Source organism: Pseudoalteromonas sp. P1-26, assembly GCF_001401795.1.
GTDB lineage: Bacteria > Pseudomonadota > Gammaproteobacteria > Enterobacterales > Alteromonadaceae > Pseudoalteromonas.
This window is the reverse complement of the sequence record NZ_LKDX01000039.1, coordinates 23,092-40,266: the sequence shown is the minus strand read 5'-3', so window position 1 is coordinate 40,266 and position 17,175 is coordinate 23,092. Positions and strand designations below refer to the sequence as shown.

At 42.6% G+C, this 17,175-nt stretch carries 12 protein-coding genes and 4 tRNA genes; 15 read left to right on the top strand and 1 reads right to left on the bottom strand.

What is annotated here, in order from left to right; genetic code table 11:
- Positions 1-123: 123 nt before the first annotated feature.
- From AN394_RS16600 to AN394_RS16530, 15 genes are all read left to right on the top strand, one after another.
- Positions 124-200, top strand: a tRNA-Arg gene (locus tag AN394_RS16600).
- 56 nt (positions 201-256) lie between these two features.
- Positions 257-333: transfer RNA gene (locus AN394_RS16595), tRNA-Arg, on the top strand.
- Between the two features lie 141 nt (positions 334-474).
- A tRNA-Arg gene (locus tag AN394_RS16590) sits at positions 475-551 on the top strand.
- A gap of 98 nt (positions 552-649) precedes the next feature.
- Positions 650-726: transfer RNA gene (locus AN394_RS16585), tRNA-Arg, on the top strand.
- 829 nt (positions 727-1,555) lie between these two features.
- On the top strand, positions 1,556-2,992 hold the full coding sequence (locus tag AN394_RS16580) for an alpha/beta fold hydrolase (protein ID WP_055022041.1): 1,437 nt from the start codon (positions 1,556-1,558) through the stop codon (positions 2,990-2,992).
- Positions 2,976-3,848 carry a hypothetical protein gene (locus AN394_RS16575; protein ID WP_055022040.1) on the top strand — a complete coding sequence of 291 codons (873 nt, stop codon included), beginning with the start codon at positions 2,976-2,978 and terminating at the stop codon, positions 3,846-3,848. Before AN394_RS16580 ends, AN394_RS16575 begins: the two co-directional genes overlap by 17 nt.
- A 217-nt stretch (positions 3,849-4,065) precedes the next feature.
- Positions 4,066-5,307 (top strand): hypothetical protein, encoded by a 1,242-nt coding sequence (locus AN394_RS16570; protein WP_150114705.1) that lies wholly within the window; start codon positions 4,066-4,068, stop codon positions 5,305-5,307.
- A 28-nt stretch (positions 5,308-5,335) separates the two neighbouring features.
- A complete protein-coding gene (locus AN394_RS16565) occupies positions 5,336-6,712 on the top strand; it encodes an SH3 domain-containing protein (protein WP_055022038.1) in 1,377 nt (458 codons plus the stop codon).
- An 8-nt stretch (positions 6,713-6,720) separates the two neighbouring features.
- The gene (locus AN394_RS16560; RefSeq protein ID WP_055022037.1) at positions 6,721-7,833 is read left to right on the top strand and encodes a dipeptide epimerase; all 1,113 of its coding nucleotides are present in this window, start codon (positions 6,721-6,723) and stop codon (positions 7,831-7,833) included.
- The gene (locus AN394_RS16555; protein ID WP_082423010.1) at positions 7,830-8,579 is read left to right on the top strand and encodes a L,D-transpeptidase; all 750 of its coding nucleotides are present in this window, start codon (positions 7,830-7,832) and stop codon (positions 8,577-8,579) included. The genes AN394_RS16560 and AN394_RS16555 overlap by 4 nt, the downstream gene beginning before the upstream one ends.
- A gap of 80 nt (positions 8,580-8,659) precedes the next feature.
- Complete coding sequence (locus AN394_RS16550; protein ID WP_055022035.1) at positions 8,660-10,228, top strand: sodium:solute symporter; 1,569 nt, start codon at positions 8,660-8,662, stop codon at positions 10,226-10,228.
- On the top strand, positions 10,229-11,140 hold the full coding sequence (locus AN394_RS16545; RefSeq protein WP_055022034.1) for a BadF/BadG/BcrA/BcrD ATPase family protein: 912 nt from the start codon (positions 10,229-10,231) through the stop codon (positions 11,138-11,140). It abuts the gene before it with no gap.
- The gene (gene murQ / locus AN394_RS16540; RefSeq protein ID WP_375185674.1) at positions 11,103-12,065 is read left to right on the top strand and encodes an N-acetylmuramic acid 6-phosphate etherase; all 963 of its coding nucleotides are present in this window, start codon (positions 11,103-11,105) and stop codon (positions 12,063-12,065) included. Before AN394_RS16545 ends, murQ begins: the two co-directional genes overlap by 38 nt.
- Positions 12,065-13,243: an exo-beta-N-acetylmuramidase NamZ domain-containing protein gene (locus AN394_RS16535; protein ID WP_055022033.1), complete on the top strand. Its 1,179-nt coding sequence runs from the start codon at positions 12,065-12,067 to the stop codon at positions 13,241-13,243. Before murQ ends, AN394_RS16535 begins: the two co-directional genes overlap by 1 nt.
- A gap of 142 nt (positions 13,244-13,385) precedes the next feature.
- Positions 13,386-13,814: an energy transducer TonB gene (locus tag AN394_RS16530; RefSeq protein WP_055022032.1), complete on the top strand. Its 429-nt coding sequence runs from the start codon at positions 13,386-13,388 to the stop codon at positions 13,812-13,814.
- A gap of 64 nt (positions 13,815-13,878) precedes the next feature.
- Here AN394_RS16530 and AN394_RS16525 read toward each other — a convergent pair whose 3' ends face one another.
- A complete protein-coding gene (locus AN394_RS16525) occupies positions 13,879-16,917 on the bottom strand; it encodes a TonB-dependent receptor (RefSeq protein ID WP_055022031.1) in 3,039 nt (1,012 codons plus the stop codon).
- Between the last annotated feature and the right edge of the window lie 258 nt (positions 16,918-17,175).

The following is a 17,175-nucleotide window of genomic DNA, read 5'->3' as shown; positions in this document are numbered from 1 at the left end:
GGCCGAGTGGCCGAAGGCGCTCCCCTGCTAAGGGAGTATAGGGTTTGTAGCTCTATCGAGGGTTCGAATCCCTCCTTCTCCACCATTTTTCCTAAAATGGCATGTCTTGAAAGTAATATGTGTGGACGCGTAGCTCAGCTGGATAGAGTACCTGGCTACGAACCAGGCGGTCGGAGGTTCGAATCCTCCCGCGTCCGCCACTTTTTACTTTAACTCTTGCTAAGAGAATAAATTAGCAATGTTCAAATGTGCGTGTGGACGCGTAGCTCAGCTGGATAGAGTACCTGGCTACGAACCAGGCGGTCGGAGGTTCGAATCCTCCCGCGTCCGCCATATTTGAAACTCATATCGAGTATAAAGATACAAATTTGGTCGGAGGTTCACTCTTTCAAGAGACGTCCCGCAACCACCATATTTGAAAACTCATATCGAGTATAAAGATAAAATCATTGCAAGATTATAAAATGCAACTGCGGACGCGTAGCTCAGCTGGATAGAGTACCTGGCTACGAACCAGGCGGTCGGAGGTTCGAATCCTCCCGCGTCCGCCACTTTCTCTTAGAAAGTGACATAAGCCGACAAACTGTCGGTTTTTTTGTGTCTTTAAGATACAGTCAATGCACGACTTAAACATGCAAAAACATAATGCGGACGCGTAGCTCAGCTGGATAGAGTACCTGGCTACGAACCAGGCGGTCGGAGGTTCGAATCCTCCCGCGTCCGCCACTTTCTTCTTGAAAGTGACATAAACCGACGAAAGTCGGTTTTTTTGTGCCTGCAATTTGCGTAGGAGCGTGAAAACACGATATAAATCTGTAGCAGCGATTTTATATCGCGTTTATTATCCCAATATTCGTAGGAGCGACTTCAGTCGCGAACATCATGCTTCCACTCCACAAATTAAATCCCAACTCAAAATACAAAAAACGCACTCCGTAGGCGTGAAACTTGTTTCGCGCGCATCACGATGATGTCGCCATAAATGATGACAACCTACAGGTAGGAGCGACTTTAGTTGCGAACATCATGCTTCCACACCACAAATTAAACCCCAACTCAAAATACAAAAAACGCACCCCGTAGGCGTGAAACTTGTTTCGCGCGTATCACGATGCTGTCGCCATAAATGACGACCTACAGGGGGGGGGCAGCGACTTCAGTCGCGAACATCATGCTTCCACACCACAAATTAAACCCCAACTCAAAATACAAAAAACGCACCCCGTAGGCGTGAAACGTGTTTCGCGCGTATCACGATACTGTCGCCATAAATGACGACCTACAGGGTAGGAGCGACTTCAGTCGCGAACATCATGCTTGCACTCCACAAATTAAAACCCAGCTCAAAATATAAAAAGTGCACCCCGTAGGCGTGAAACGTGTTTCACGCGTATCAAGATGCTGTCGCCATAAATGATGATCTACACCTCTCACATCTTGCTATCTATCCCAGAATAAGCATTTCTCAATGTAAGGTTCATGCTCATGCATTATTTACATTTAACCGACAAAGGGTACAATCTCGCTAATATAATAATAATTAAACCAATATCCCTTGCGTCTATTTCATTTATTCTTTTTTTATTGCATTTTGCTTGGTTCGTTTGCTGCGCAAAGCGAGCCAGTTGTATCGCAATCAACACCATTAAACCAACAACAAATCCAAGCACTCAAATTTGAATCTCCTATTAAAGCAGATTGGTTGTTTAGTACTTACCAAGAGTCCGTATTTAATTCATCAATTTTGGTCTTAGAGGCCGGTGATAAAAAGTCGCCGCCTTTGCTGCTTGTGCATGGTTTAGGCGTATTAGGTATGCAAGATTGGTTTGGGGTTATTCCTGAACTCACTAAGCATTATCATGTTATTGCGATTGATTTACCTGGATTTGCTCACTCAGAAAGCCCCGAAGGGCGTTACTCTCCTCGCAATTATGCTGCTGTACTGGCGGAAGTGGTCGATCACTATATTGCTGAACCAACCACAGCTGTGGGTCACTCGATGGGGGGCGCGGTCAGCCTGTATTTTGCTGGCAAATACCCGGAGAAACTCAATAAACTGGTGCTAGTCGACGCAGCGGGTATCTTACATAAAGTGGCATTTATAAAGCCTATCTCCAACGTACCTAAGCCTAATACTAAGCTACCTAAATTTCTCTCAACTAAGTTAGCTCAGCTCAATGATTTTACAACCGGACTCATTGAAGAAGGGGCGATTGATTCATACCTGACAGAGTTATTGCAGCGTAGTGATGGTGCGTGGAAGCTAGTAATGGGTGAAACACCAAATATGAATGCAGCGCTGAGTTTAGTTGAAGAAGACTTTAGCGAGATTGTCAGCAATCTGAAAATAGAAACACATATTATTTGGGGTGAAGAAGATGCAGTAGCTCCATTACGAACTGCAAAAGTATTGAACAGCCAGCTAATCAATAGTGATTTAGCTACTTTGCCTGATGTGGGCCATGTGCCAATGAAGCAACAGCCCAGCCAGTTTTTAGCTTTATTAAATCGTGCATTTACTGGGGAAGTTAAAAAAGCAGCCAGTGCAGAAGTTTCTGATAAACAAATCGAAACATTTCATTGTGAAGATCAGCACAGCCGCGAGTTTTCAGGCCATTACCGACATATGATCATTGAAGACTGTAATAATGTGTTACTTAAAAATGTGGTTGCTGAATCTATCCGTATTAAAGATTCTTTAGTGAGATTAGAAAATGTAAGCTTATCAGGGGCTAAACTCGCTTTAAATATTAAGCGTTCTGTGGTTGAACTAACCAATGTCACTATCACGGCACAACAAGGTGTAAAACTGAATGAAAGCCGATTTGATGGTGCTGGTGTGCAAATCAATGCATCAGAGCATGCAATAAGCGTTGTCGATGACAGTAATATTATATTCTCGTTAAGTAGAATCCATAGCCCGATATACCAAGGTTTGGCACATGATGCCATAGAAGTAGAAAAAGGAATTATTGATGACCGCTTTAAATAGCATCCCTTTTGTTAAATTAGCAGCGTGCTCGCTGTTTTGTGTCGCTTTACTAAGTGGTTGCAAATCAACAAAGACTGAGCAACAACAATATGCTGATTTACAAGATAGTTTTAGTTATGAAACGTACAGTGGAGTGTCGAATACCAGTGTCGATACCATTGCTTATGGTTATAACAAACTGCAAAAAGAACAGTTAGAGCAAATAGGTGCAATTGAGCCAACACTGACTCATGCCATGATGAGCTACATTTTGAGCCTTGGTGTAAGTAAAGATTTTGCAATTGCAGAAAGCGACTTAGCGCTTGCTAAAGCGACTGATATGCGGGGTAAATATTTAGCATACAGTGCTCAGTCTTTGGCTTTTTATAACAAAGGCTGGCGTAAAATGGCTAAACAAAAAGCTGACTTCATTCGCACCGATCCTCTGTTTGCGACAGTGAGCCAGAGCTATCCAAAAGAGCAGCTTATTTCTTATCTCATTATTGGCAGTGTTGCAGTACGTGATGGTGACCTAGCGACAGCACAAAACATGTTTTATGTGATTGGTGAGCAGATTGAAAAACCCTGGTTACCAAGCTTAGCAAAAGCGTTAACGGTAACCCTAAATGGCTCAACAATAGACTCATTAATCATGCTAAAAGATATCAGCACAGATCCCTCTTTAAACGGCTATGAACGTGAGAAAATAGCCGAACTGATGGATGTTGTGCAAAGCAAATTAAGCGATAAAAAGAAGCGTCAAAAAATCACCCATATTGCTGACGATTTCTTTCTCGACCGCATTAAGGATAAAAGCTCAACGCTATATCGTGATTTGATCACTGACTTACAAAAATACACTGAGCAAGTTCTTTAATCTCTTAAGAAGTTGAGTGTAGTTTCACACTCAACTTCACCTAAATCCTCACTGTTTCAAATCCTTTACGCAATAAAACCGTGTTAATTTGCTTCACGGTCAATTTGTGTTAGATTTAATAAAATATTCCAAAAATAATAACAAGCGGGAATTTTATTTTATGTATGCGAAAGGTGCATATCAAAACAGGCTGGCTATAAGTTGCGGCTTGATGCTCTTGGCTGGTTGTCAAACTAGCACAGAAACAGCCCCATTAACCGACCAACAATACTTTGAGCAGGTGATGTTAGCGCCTGCTATTTTGCCAGACGATTTAACGAATACCGGTTGTTTATCGCTTGAGAGTGAAACTAAGCTGCAAAGCTATAAATCAGCGGCTGAGGTTAATTACCAGCAAACAGGTTGGCAAAACAGAGTTGCGGCCGATTGGCAGTATTTTTTAGCCCCAGAGCAACCGGGCAAGCTACTCCTAATTGATTATCAAGTTCAAGCAGGGCAATTAGCTTACCGGTATTTAAGTGACGGCAGCCACAATGAGTTGTATGAACCTTGGAGTTCATCAAAAATTCAAGCGTTTAGCGGTGCGCTGTCAAAAGTAAGGCAAACTCACCCTCAGCTTGGTGCAGCTTCATTTGCCGGTGATACAGCACTGGCTGATTTGATCAGCAGTATTAATAGTTACGAAGCATTTGGTAAAGCCGATGGTAATTCAAATGCGATAGCCAGTTATTTTGTCAATGTCGTAGGGCGCGAATATTTGCGTGGGCTTTTTAATGAAGGCTGGCTAAAACTAGAGGATCAGCGTTTGTTATTTAACGGCGCATATGGCTCAGAGCAGTTTATGCCATCAGACGAATACTGGCATAACCTTGTCAATAATGAGCTTGATGCAAAGATAGCTCGGTTCAAAGCAAGCAGTGATGATCCTGGCTATTTAGGGTATCGTTGTGAGAGTTGTGGTTTAACGGGCAACAAAGCAATGACCACACTTGCTCAAGCGGAATGGTTAAAACGTCTGGTTAGTCATCAGCGTGAACCAAGTACGCAAATGCCTTTTTTACAAGCAAGTGATGTTGATGTGCTACTTAACGGCACAGGTCATACAGATGAACATGTTCCTGTAGGCGGTATGATGGTAGGTATCAGTCATATCGTTACAAATGCATTGGCAAATGTTATTGCGCCAAATGATAGTCGCTCTGCAAAAGAAGTGCTCGATAGCGCGACGAATGGGCAATGGCGTGTTTGGCAAAAAATTGGCTGGGGGCCAAGTGAAACGCGCTCCACCACAGAAACGGTTATGTTGGCACATGTGTGTTTAGGCAATTACCAAGGTGGCCGTGAGTTTACGTTTAGTGTACAGCAGTCAACTTCGGGGGCCGACGAAGCCAATTTGCCAATAGTCGGTAAGCAAATGCAGCAAAAGTTGCAGCATGCTTTTACAAAATTATTAGATTAACGCGTTCAATAAGAATTAAGGTACAGCTATGCGTCGTTCAATTATCGCTTTATCAATTACTTTAGGTGTTGCTTTTAGTGCACCTATGCATGCTGAGGGTTGGCAATCAGATGTTATCGGGGTCACGCAGTCACAGCTTTCGCCCAGCTACTGGCTAGCACAAGGTGCATCGGCAAAAGTGATCATGACTGAGGCGCAAATTGCGGCCTTCAACGAGAAATTAATTAAAGAAAATAAATACATTGTTGATCCTCTTTCATTTCAAAAATCGCTCACTAAAGACGAGCTAACAAGCGCCATTCATTCAGCAAGTTCAATTCCAAAAAGCCCGCGCTTTTTTACCGATGGCCGACAACTCACCGCGAAAGACTTTGCTAAATATCAGGCTAATTTAAACCTTAACAAGGTCGTAGATAACAATGAGGTACGCTTTGCTGTGGTCGTTAAGCGCACCGCATTACGTACTTTTCCAACTTGGGATCGGGTTTTAAATAGCGGCCTTGATCAAGACTTAGATCGCTTTCAAGAAAGCGGTATGTTTCCGGGCGAAGCGGTTGCTGTATTACATCAAAGCGCAGATAAAAAATGGTTGTTAGTACGTGCTTACAACTATCTTGCGTGGACGCCTGCCGAAGATCTTGCCTTTGCTGATGCAGATAAAATAAAAGCTTATCGCGAACAAGATAACTTTTTGGTGGTAACCGGTGCAAAGGTCAATACTGCTTATGTGCCAAACGATGAAACCCTCTCAGAAGTTCAGCTCGATATGGGAGTACGCTTACCATTAGTTGATAGTGAGCAAGTACCGTATTTGCTCAACGGCCAAAACAGCTATGCTAGCCATGTTGTACAGTTACCTACCCGCGATGAGCAAGGCAAACTTGTTATTAAACCTGCAATGATAAGTAAAACTGCCGATGTAAATTTAGGCTACCTAGACTACAACGAGCAGAATCTGATTAGACAAGGCTTTAAGTTTTTAGGCGAGCGCTATGGTTGGGGCCATGATTACAATGGCCGTGACTGTACTGGCTTTGTTGGTGAAATTTATAAGAGCTTTGGCCTACTAATGCCGCGTAATTCAGGACAGCAAGGCAGTAGTGAATACGGGAAAAATAGTCGTTTTGATAAAAATACTGCGGCAGATGATAAGTTACCGACGGTTAAAAATATGGCGATTGGCGATCTAATTTATATTCCGGGTCATGTAATGATGTACTTAGGAGAGCATCATGGTGAGCCTTATGTTATTCATGACGTTAAAGGCTTAGGTTATAACAAAGGCGATGGCAGTTTTTATAATAGTGCCTTGAATGGGGTGTCGGTCACACCATTATTGCCACTTAGATTATCTCAAGAAACCAGCTACTTAGATCGTGTTTATAACATTAAGCGTATTCGCTAGAGGCCATTATGAAAATTAAAGCTGTTCGCTTTGCAAAGCTCAAAGTGCCATTAGTTACCCCATTTAAAACAGCACTGAGAGAAGTGAGTTTTATTGAGGATTTAGTGGTTTTAATCGACACCGAATGTGGCCAAATTGGCTATGGCTCTGCGGCTTCAACACCGGTTATTACAGGCGATACCCATCAAGGAATGATCGCGGTCATTCAGCAGTTTATTGCCCCTAAATTAGTGGGGCAAGAAATCGAAAACATTAATCAGCTTACCCACATTATTCAATCTACGGTGGTTGGTAACAGTAGTGCAAAAGCGGCTTTGGAGTTAGCGGTTTACGACTTATGGGGCAAGCTCTATCAAGCGCCTTTATATAAGTTACTTGGCGGTGGTAAGTCAGCGCTAAAAACCGATATCACCATTAGCGTCGATAACATAGATAAAATGCTTAGTGACTGTCAGCGAGCGGTTGAGCAAGGCTTTGATGTATTAAAAATAAAAATCGGCAATAACCTTAATCAAGATATTGAACGTGTAAAAGCAATCCATGCAGGCTTTGCCGCTAAAACGCAGCTGCGTTTAGATGTAAACCAAGGCTGGAATGCCAAGCAAACTGTGTTTGCACTACAGCAACTTGAGCAAGCAGGCGTGGTATTAGAGTTGGTTGAGCAGCCAGTAAAAAGCAGTGATATTCAAGGGCTCAAATATATTACTGAGCGAGTGAATACCCCGATTATGGCCGATGAAAGCGCCTTTTCACCGAAGCAAGTGATCCAACTTTTAGAGCTTGGCGCAGTTGATATTATCAATATTAAATTAATGAAAACGGGCGGCTTAAGCCGAGCAATTGAGATTGCTAATATCACAGCCCAATACCAAGCAGAGTGTATGATTGGTTGTATGCTAGAGGGCAGTATTGCCGTAGCTGGTGCTGCACATTTAGCCTCTGCCAAAGCGAAGAAAATCAGTAAAATCGATTTAGATGGCCCAGCCCTTGGTCAGTATGACCCAGTGCAAGGGGGCGTTGAATTTAGCGGTCCACAAATACGCTTATCGGATGCCCCGGGTCTTGGCATTGAATCAATAACGGGGCTTGAACCAATTACAAACGGAGTATGGCCAGCATGAAAAAATTAGTCAGTTTTATTGCAGTTATGAGTTTATCGGCTTGTGCCAGCAAAGAGTTACCTAAACCTGTTATTGATAACAGTCATCAACAGCTCGTGGTGGTGGTGGCCAATGATAGTGATGCCATTGATGCCACCTTGTATCGCTTTGAAAAAACCGCTGGCAGCTGGCAACAACAAGGTCAGCAACACGCGGTGGTACTAGGTCGTACTGGCCTTGCATGGGGAGTGGGGCTGCATCCTGCACAGCCAGGTCAGCAAAAACAAGAAGGCGATGGTAAAGCACCTGCGGGTATTTTTGAGCTTGGTACTGCTTTTGGTTATTTAGATTCATTACAAACGAACCTCAGTTATCAAGCAATGACAGCAAATGATTATTGTATTGATGTGAAAGGCTCACCGTTTTACAACCAGTTGGTTGATAAAGCACAAGTAGGTGAAGACGCCGTAAAAGACTCTTCAGAATGGATGCGTCGTGATATTTACAGTCAAGATAACCTTTATAAAAAAGGCATTGTTGTTAAGCATAACCCAAGCAATATCAATGGTGCGGGCAGTTGTATCTTTATGCATTTATGGCGGGCACCAAGTAAGCCAACAGCAGGTTGTACAGCAATGACAGAAAGCGATATGGATGCGTTACTTGCTTGGTTAGATGAGCGTAAAAAACCGTTATTAGTCAGCTTGACCAAAGCGCAATATCAACAAAAGCAAAGTCAGTGGCAATTACCTAACTTAGCTAAATAAAAATAATAAAATAAAAGTATTTTAATTTTGTCATAATGGTGGAATAATATATTCCATTGAGGTTTGGGTTAGGATAATAAATGAGTGCAAATTACGCTTTTCTCGATTGGCTAGTATTCGCAAGTTACGGTGCAATTTTATTGTTAAGTGGCTGGTGGTTTAATCGCAAACGCGCTAACTCAAGCCAAGATTTTTTTCTAGGCGGAAATAGCATGCCAACTTGGATGGTGGCTATTTCTGTTTTAGCCACTTCGCAATCAGCGGCAACGTTTATTGGTGGACCAGATCAAGGCTATCAAGGTGATTTTTCATATATTGCGACCAATATCGGTGCGTTTATTGCGGCATTTATTGTATCGGCGTTTTTAATTCCAAAGTTTTACCAGCAAAAAGTGTATACCGTTTACGAACTGCTTGAAAAACGTATCGGGCCAAAGGCCAAGCGCCGTAGCGGCATGATGTATTTATTTGGCCGTGTGTTTGCCAGTGGCGCCCGTTTGTATATGGCCGCTATTGCTGTGGCGATGATTCTATATGGCAATATCGATGCCGACAGTGTGGTTATCGCAACTTTAGTACTGGCGCTTGCAGGTCTGCTTTATACCTTTTTGGGTGGCATTCGCAGCGTTATTTATTCTGATGTACTGCAAAGTATCGTTTATGTCAGTGCGGCTATTGCGGTTATCTGGTGCTTGCTGAGTGTTATTCCGGCTGATTTCTCAACCATAATTGCAACTTTGAGTGAGCCAAGTCCTGGTGCAGACTCAAAACTCGCGCTGTTTAAATTTGATTTAGATTTTGGCCCGTCAGGGGTCTTTAACATGGCCTCTGTGTTAACGGGGTTTGTGCTGTTAAATATCGCCGCATTTGGTTTAGACCAAGATATGACGCAGCGCTTATTAACCTGTAAAAGTCCAAAAGAAGGCAGTAAAGCGTTATTACTATCGGTAGTGATGGTGATCCCAGTTATGGCTATTTTTATCTTTATTGGTTTGCTGCTTTATATTGTTTATCAGCAACCTGCACTAATGAATAACGAAGCTGGGCAAACGGTCGTACAAGAATTTAACGGCGAAAAAATCACTATCTTTATGTACTACGTATTAAACGAAGTACCAGCCGGGGTTAAAGGTTTAGTCAGCGTGGGTATTATTGCAGCTGCTATTTCTACTTTGAACTCTGGGCTTAGTTCGATGTCTTCAGTCATCGTACAAGATATCTATCGCCCGTATTTAGAAAAACATAACAAGCAAGTAAGCGATCATCACTTTGTAAAAGCGGGTCGTGTGGGTATGGCACTAGTGAGCCTTGCCTTAGCGCTGATGGCTATTCTTTGTTATTTCTGGCAGCAATACAGTGATATGCCATTATTAAAATTTGCGCTAAGTGTAATGGTATTTTCGTACAGCGGTTTGCTAGGTGTGTATTTTACTACCTTGTTTACCAAACGAGGCAGTGAAGGCTCAGTGTTAGCAGCGCTAATAGCGGGCTTTATGGTGACCTTACTAATGCAGCCGTACATGATTGACTGGTTACTACCCGAATCAATGCGCTTTTACTTAGGATTTACTTGGCAGCTATGCATAGGTACATTGCTCGCAACATTGGTGTGTTGCCTTGGTAAAGCGGCAGACGAGAAGAGTGCGTAAATGGCTGTACGCTATGTTTTAGCCATCGATGGTGGTGGCACCAAAGTGTTAGCAGAGCTAAAAGAGCAGGTAAGTGGCGCTACTTTTCGTGCCCAAGCGGGTTCGGCATCAATTTCGAATGATCTTGATTTAGCGTTAGAAAACATTGTTAAAGTAACCCGTGATGTTTGCCAGCAAAGTGGCGCTGAGCCTAGTGAAATCGTCACCGTTATGGGTGTTGCTGGTGGCTCATCGCAGAGCCTCGCTGAGCAATTAACAGTGATGCTCAAGCTGATTTACGAAATAGAATTTGCCAGTTTGCAAATTACCAGTGATGCAATTACGTCATTATATGGTGCTAATCTTGGTGAACCATGTGTGGTTATTGCACTTGGCACCGGTGCCGTCGGCGCAAGATTAAACGCTCAAAAGCAAACTAAGCTGGTGAGTGGCTGGGGTTTTACCGTTGATGATTTTGGCGGTGGTGCGCGTATCGGCCTGATGGCTGTGCAGCAATTATTAAACGATATAGATATTTACGATTTACCAAAAAGCCGATTAACGATTCGTTTGAGTGAGCAGCTAGGATGCACTCGTCAAACAATTAGTCGTTGGCTTAAACAAGCAAAACCCGCGGATTATGCAGCATTTAGCCCGTTGGTGTTTAGCTTACAAAACGACTGTGAGGCGGCAAAAGCGGTATTAACAGAGCACACCCAATCGGTGGTTAGGTTAATAAATAAAAGCCGAGGTAACTCGCCGTTACCGGTGATTTTAATTGGTGGTTTGGCGAAAGTTAGCCAACCGTTATTGCCACTTGCCTTACAAAACGAATTATCTCCTTGTAAGGGAGATTCATTAACTGGTGCCGCCATTTTAGCGGTAAAGCATTACCATGACATTATTGAAAAAGGACAACCCAATGAGCCCTGAGCACGTCTTTAAGCAACAACGTGAGTTACTCGAAGAGTTAAACGGTATTGTCTCTGAAGGACAAAACCCTGACACTTTGGATATCGATCTGCTCAGCTCCACTGAGATCCTCACTAAAATCAATAATGAAGATCACAAAGTAGCGGGTGCCGTGAAACTTGTGATCCCACAAATTAGTGAAGCTGTCGATCATGTCGTTGAAGCATTTCAACAAGGTGGCAGGTTAATATACATTGGTGCTGGCACCAGTGGTCGTTTGGGTATTTTGGATGCGGTTGAATGTGCACCTACTTATAGCGTAAGCGATCAGCAAGTGCTCGGTATTATTGCTGGTGGTGACACCGCGGTTAAAAAAGCCGTAGAAGGCGCTGAAGATAGCACCACGTTTGCTATTGAAGACTTAAAAAATGCTAATTTAACCAGTAAAGATGTCGTGGTTGGCATTGCCGCCAGCGGTCGAACTCCTTATGTTTGCTCGGCAATTGAATACGCTAAATCACTTGGTTGTGTCACTGTGGGTGTCACTTGCAATCCTGATTCAGCGGTGATGCGTTTACCACAAATCGGCATTTGCCCCGTGGTGGGTGCAGAAGCTGTAACTGGCTCTACACGTATGAAATCGGGCACGGCACAGAAGCTGGTGTTGAATATGCTAAGCACAGCTAGCATGATCCGCACAGGCAAGGTGTATAAAAACCTGATGGTTGATGTGAATGCCAGTAACGAAAAACTGCACGCTCGTGCTATTCGTATTGTGATGCAAGCAACAGAGTGTTCTCAGCAGCAAGCTGTGGATGCATTAAAGCAAGCTGAGCAAAGTGCCAAACTAGCAATTTTAATTGTGTTAACTGGAAAACCAGCCCCTGAAGCAAAACAGTTATTGTCAAAAGCGGGTGGCTTTTTACGTAAGGCGGTTGAAGAATAATGCGTTTTTTAGCTGTTTTAGTTCTTAGTTGTTTTGCGCTTTTAGGTTGCCAAGAAACACCTGCACAAGCGCCTAAAAATGCACAGCCTTTACAGGTGGGCGCGGCCAATTTTCAAGCTTATTTACCTGCATTAACAGGGAAAAGTGTTGGCTTGGTAGTTAATCAAACATCAGTTGTGAATGGTCAACATTTGGTTGATGCATTACTTGAGAAAGGCGTTGTCGTTAGCAAAATATTTGCCCCAGAGCATGGCTTTCGCGGCGACCATGACGCCGGTGCTCACGTTAAAAGCACAGTAGATGCTAAAACCGGCATTGATGTTGTGTCGATATATGGCAGTAATAAAAAGCCAAGCCCTGAGATGCTTGCAGATCTAGACGTCATTATTTTTGATATTCAAGATGTCGGTGTGCGTTTTTACACTTATATCAGTTCAATGCACTATGTGATGGAAGCCGCCGCTGAAAATGGTAAAGAGGTTGTAGTACTCGATAGACCTAACCCGAATATAGCCTATGTAGATGGGCCTATCCTTGACCCACAATTTCGCTCATTTGTGGGCATGCACGAAATTCCTGTTTTACACGGTATGACAGTGGCTGAGCTTGCTCAGATGATCAAAGGCGAAGGTTGGATAAATGACGCTGATAAGCTTGAGCTAAGTGTCGTGCCTGTTGAGAATTATGACCGCACTATGGCTTATGAGCTACCAATAAAGCCAAGTCCTAACTTACCAAATGCCCAATCAATTGCGCTGTATCCATCATTGTGTTTCTTTGAAGCTACGCCTGTGACTATTGGCCGGGGCACTGATTTTCCGTTTCAAGTTGTTGGTTACTCGCCAGTTAAACTCGGCGAATTTAGCTTTACGCCAAGGGCGATTAAAGGCGCTTCAATGCACCCTAAATTCAAAGGGGTCGAAGTATTTGGTCAAGACTTACGAGATGCTGATATTCACGGCCTAGATTTAAGCTTGTTTATTTCGGCTTATCAAAAGCTAAATGCGAATGATCATACGTTTTTTGAACGTGCTGATTTTATGGATAAACTTGCAGGGACTGATAAATTGCGTTTAGCCATTGAAGAAGGCCAAACAGAGCAACAAATAAAGCAAAGCTGGCAAGCCGATTTAAGTGCTTATAAACGCAAGCGCTCCCCGTATTTGCTTTATCAATAATAACTAGATAACTAGATAACTAGATAACTAGATAACTAGATAACTAGATAACTAGATAAATAAGAACGAGGCGCTTGCCTCGTTTTTTTATGCCTATAAAAAGCTATGTTATATTCATGAACTTGATTTGTAAGGATATACCATGAAAGTTCATTTAATTGCTGCATTTACATTACTTGCTGGCTGCTCACAACTCCCAAACAGTACAACAAGTAACTCAACCGATGTACTTGACCTTCGGGATGATAAAAACGCAGCAGAGCAGTTGTGGATGCTTAAACACGCAACAAAGCCCAGTTACCCTAAAGCAGCAGAAATTGCCAAACAGACGGGCTGTGCGCGCTTTATTATTACTATTGATAAACAAGGTAATACCACCGATATCCGTTTTGTAGAGAGCTTCCCTGAAGGGCTATTTGTCGATGTGTCGCGAAAGTCGCTTAAAACTTGGCACTGGCAGGCAAGGGAAAGCAACAGCGAATCGAGAGCGATTATTCGAACTGTGCAACTCGACTACTTTATGAAAGAAGCGAGTAATATGGATGCCGCAAAAGCATTTTGTACAATTTAAGTTTTTACTGTTTTTAAGGCATAAAAAAGGGCCGCTATAGCGGCCCCCAACAGGATTGATAAACTTAGAACTTGAAGTTAACTGAAAGCTGTAAACTACGAGGGTTATAGTAACTGCGTGATTCACCAAAGTTGTCATACTGAGCGTACGGGTTTTTGTTGAACCCTGTTTGTCTATTGAAGACATTAAATAAATCTGCGCGGAATTGTAATTCCATATCACCTGAGAACTTAAAGTCTTGGGTATAGTTTAAGTCAAGTTGCCAGTGGCTTGCTGTTCTTCGAGAACCAGCAGGTTCTGCATAGCGACTCACATGACTTGAAGCGTATCCGTATTGTGTACCATCCCATGCTTCCCAAGCCTGACCAGATTGGAATACAAAGTAAGCACCAATGTTTGCTTCCCATGGCACAGTGTAGTAACCATACACTTTGACTTTATGCGGTTTATCTCCAGATAGTGTTCCGTAGCGGTTATCCCATGAGTAACGACCGCGACCATCACCATAGTATGATGAGCCAATAAAGTTATTAGCATCATTACTTGTTGTGGTATTGTCTTGGTCGAAGTTACCGTAGTAATGGCTCCAAACATAAGAAGCATTGATGTAGCTATTTTCACCTAGGTACTCAGCTTCGATGCTAGCTTCCCAATATTTAGTCTCGCCACCATCTACTTCAGCAATAACATAAGATGAACCGCCAATTTCATCGCGGATTTCGGCTAGGTTATCTACATATAAACCTTTATCTGCTATGTGTTGTGGTACACCATCAGCATCAACGCCAGAGTAGTCAGTTAAACGTGCTGTGTTTGGCATATCTTCCCAAAAGTGCATACCTTTACGGTGACGTACGTGAGCACGTAGCACTAAGTCAGAACCCACATATTTAGTGGTACCAAGTGTGAACTCATTGATACGACGAGGTTTCATTCCTTCTTGGAATGCTTTACCTGAAGAACCGCGTCGAGGCGATGCTGAAAGAATATTACCCGAATCATCAAGCAGTAACTCAATTTCCGAACGTGTGTTTCGATCCCAAGATGCTGCACGCGCTAATGAGCTTGCTTCAGGGTTATAAATAGCAAAATTCGCAAATACTGAGTCTTCCTCAGAATAGGTCCAAGTTGCACCTAAACGCGGTTGAAGCATATCAGACCAATCTGTTTTATACATTTCATACTTATGGCCTGGAGCTAGCTCATAACCTGATATTGTTCCTGATTTTTCTTTTAAGCCTTGTCCGTACCAAGTATCTTGGCTCACAAGTAGACCGATATTATAAGTCCAATCACCATGTTCAATAGTATCGTTTATTTCGAAATTGAGGCTACGCATTTCTGAATTGATACCAGAGACTGTGCTCCCATCAGTTGCTAGACTCATTTGCTGTACATGTGCTCTATATATAGCGTCGGCAGGGTCAAAACCTTCAGTGTCTGCATCAGGATCGACTAAACCGCCTAGGTAAGAGATGCGCCCCCAACCATTTGATAAACGAGTAATCTGCTCTTCACCTTCTTCCCATTTTGCGCCTAAGTGTAGTGTGTGGTAAGTGTCACCCCAGTTAAACTCATGCTCTAAATTAATTTCAAAAGAGTCTCTGTAAAAGTTTTGGTTATCATATTGGGCGTAAGCACCAACACCACCTTCACCTTTCATTACACCATCTTCTAAGTAACCATAAGCATTGATTAATGCTGTAGCTCCCGCATTATAAGAAGCTATTTGCTCTTCTGTGAAAGCACCTTCAGAATCATATTCTCTTAGGTTTGGAACAGAAAAATAACCCATTTGAGTAAGGTTATTGATATCTACTTGGCTAGATAATGATGGAATAACGCTTAACTCAGTATCTGGTTTCGAGCCTGTTTCCAATTCAAATTTACTGTATTGAAATGATAGAGTAGTTGCAGAGCCTAAAATCCAAGAGCCATCTAAAGTAAAGATATCTTGGTCAGCTTTACTACCTACAGATACACTGTCAGTTTCGTAAGCGCCAATTGAATCACCTTTAACTTCTTTGTCAGATGTACGCTGTGAAATATTAATTAAAATATCGTCTGTAGGTGCCCAGGTTAATTTACCAAAGTATTCATCGCGGATACTTTCATAGTCCTTCACATCACCGTAAGCGGTAGCTTTGTTCGCTTTAGTTTCTTCTGGGCGATAATAAGAGGTATAGAAATATAAGGTATCTTCAATAAGCGGACCGCCTAAGCTTGCTGTTAACCAGCTTTTATCAAGCTCATAGCTTTCTTCGCCCACAGGTGTTGCAACAAAGCTTTTAGGTTGTACCTTGTATTCAACATTACCGTGGAACTCGTCAGTACCCGATTTTGATACTGTGTTGATTGAGAAGCCGCCTGAGCGGTTAAAACCTACCGCTTTTGCACCACCGCGGTCCATAGTTACGTAAGCAACGTCATGGGTTGATGGCTCTGATGCTAAGTTACCAAACATTGGCATTGAAACATTTACACCATCAAAGCCGTAGGAGTTATCAACCCCTGAACCACCTGCAGATGGACCTAAGACTGTATTTGCCGAAAGCTCAACACCTGGTACAAGTTTTAATAGGTCACGGTAATCTTGACCAACTGGTACGCTATTGATTGCTTCTTCACCAAGTGAGTTAGTCAGTGCAGACTTACCTTGGCGGAATAATTTACTGCCGGTAACCGTGATGACTTCAACGTTTTCGTTAGCACCACCCATAGTGACGTTTAGGCTCGAAGTTTGTTCAAGTAAAACATCTACAGTCATAGTTTGAGTTACACCGTTTTTATCGGTGAAAGTCAGTTCATAAGTACCTGGTTTTAATTGTGGTAAGTCGTAGCTGCCGTCTTCTCGCGTAACAACAGTACGTGGTTTTGGCATCACATTACTTTTTGCTGTAACAGTGATCCCTGCCAGTGACTGCTGTGCTTCTGGTGATGATACCTTACCTTTGATCCCCCCGGTTAGATTTGCAAAGGCTGGCGCGCTGGCGAGTGCCGCGGCCATAACAACACCTGTAAAGGCTGTTTTCTTTGCGCGAAGTGCATTGCTAGTCGCTTTTGCTATATAGCTCATTGCGAGTGTGGATGCATGTTGTTTCATTGTTTCCCGTCCTTATATTTATATGCTTTGCTGGACTACTTACCCAATTGAGACTTATGAACTTTAAAATTATGTTGCCCATATATTAAACAGGTGTTATTTAAGTTGGTCAAGAATATTTTTTCATTTAAAGGTTAGTTTTTAGGAATAAAATATATAACCGATTTTAGGTAAAGATCAGTAATGACTTGCTTTAACGGAGTGCTAATTTATTCTTACTACAATTTTGTAAGAAATTATGACTTTAAAGTCAGTCGC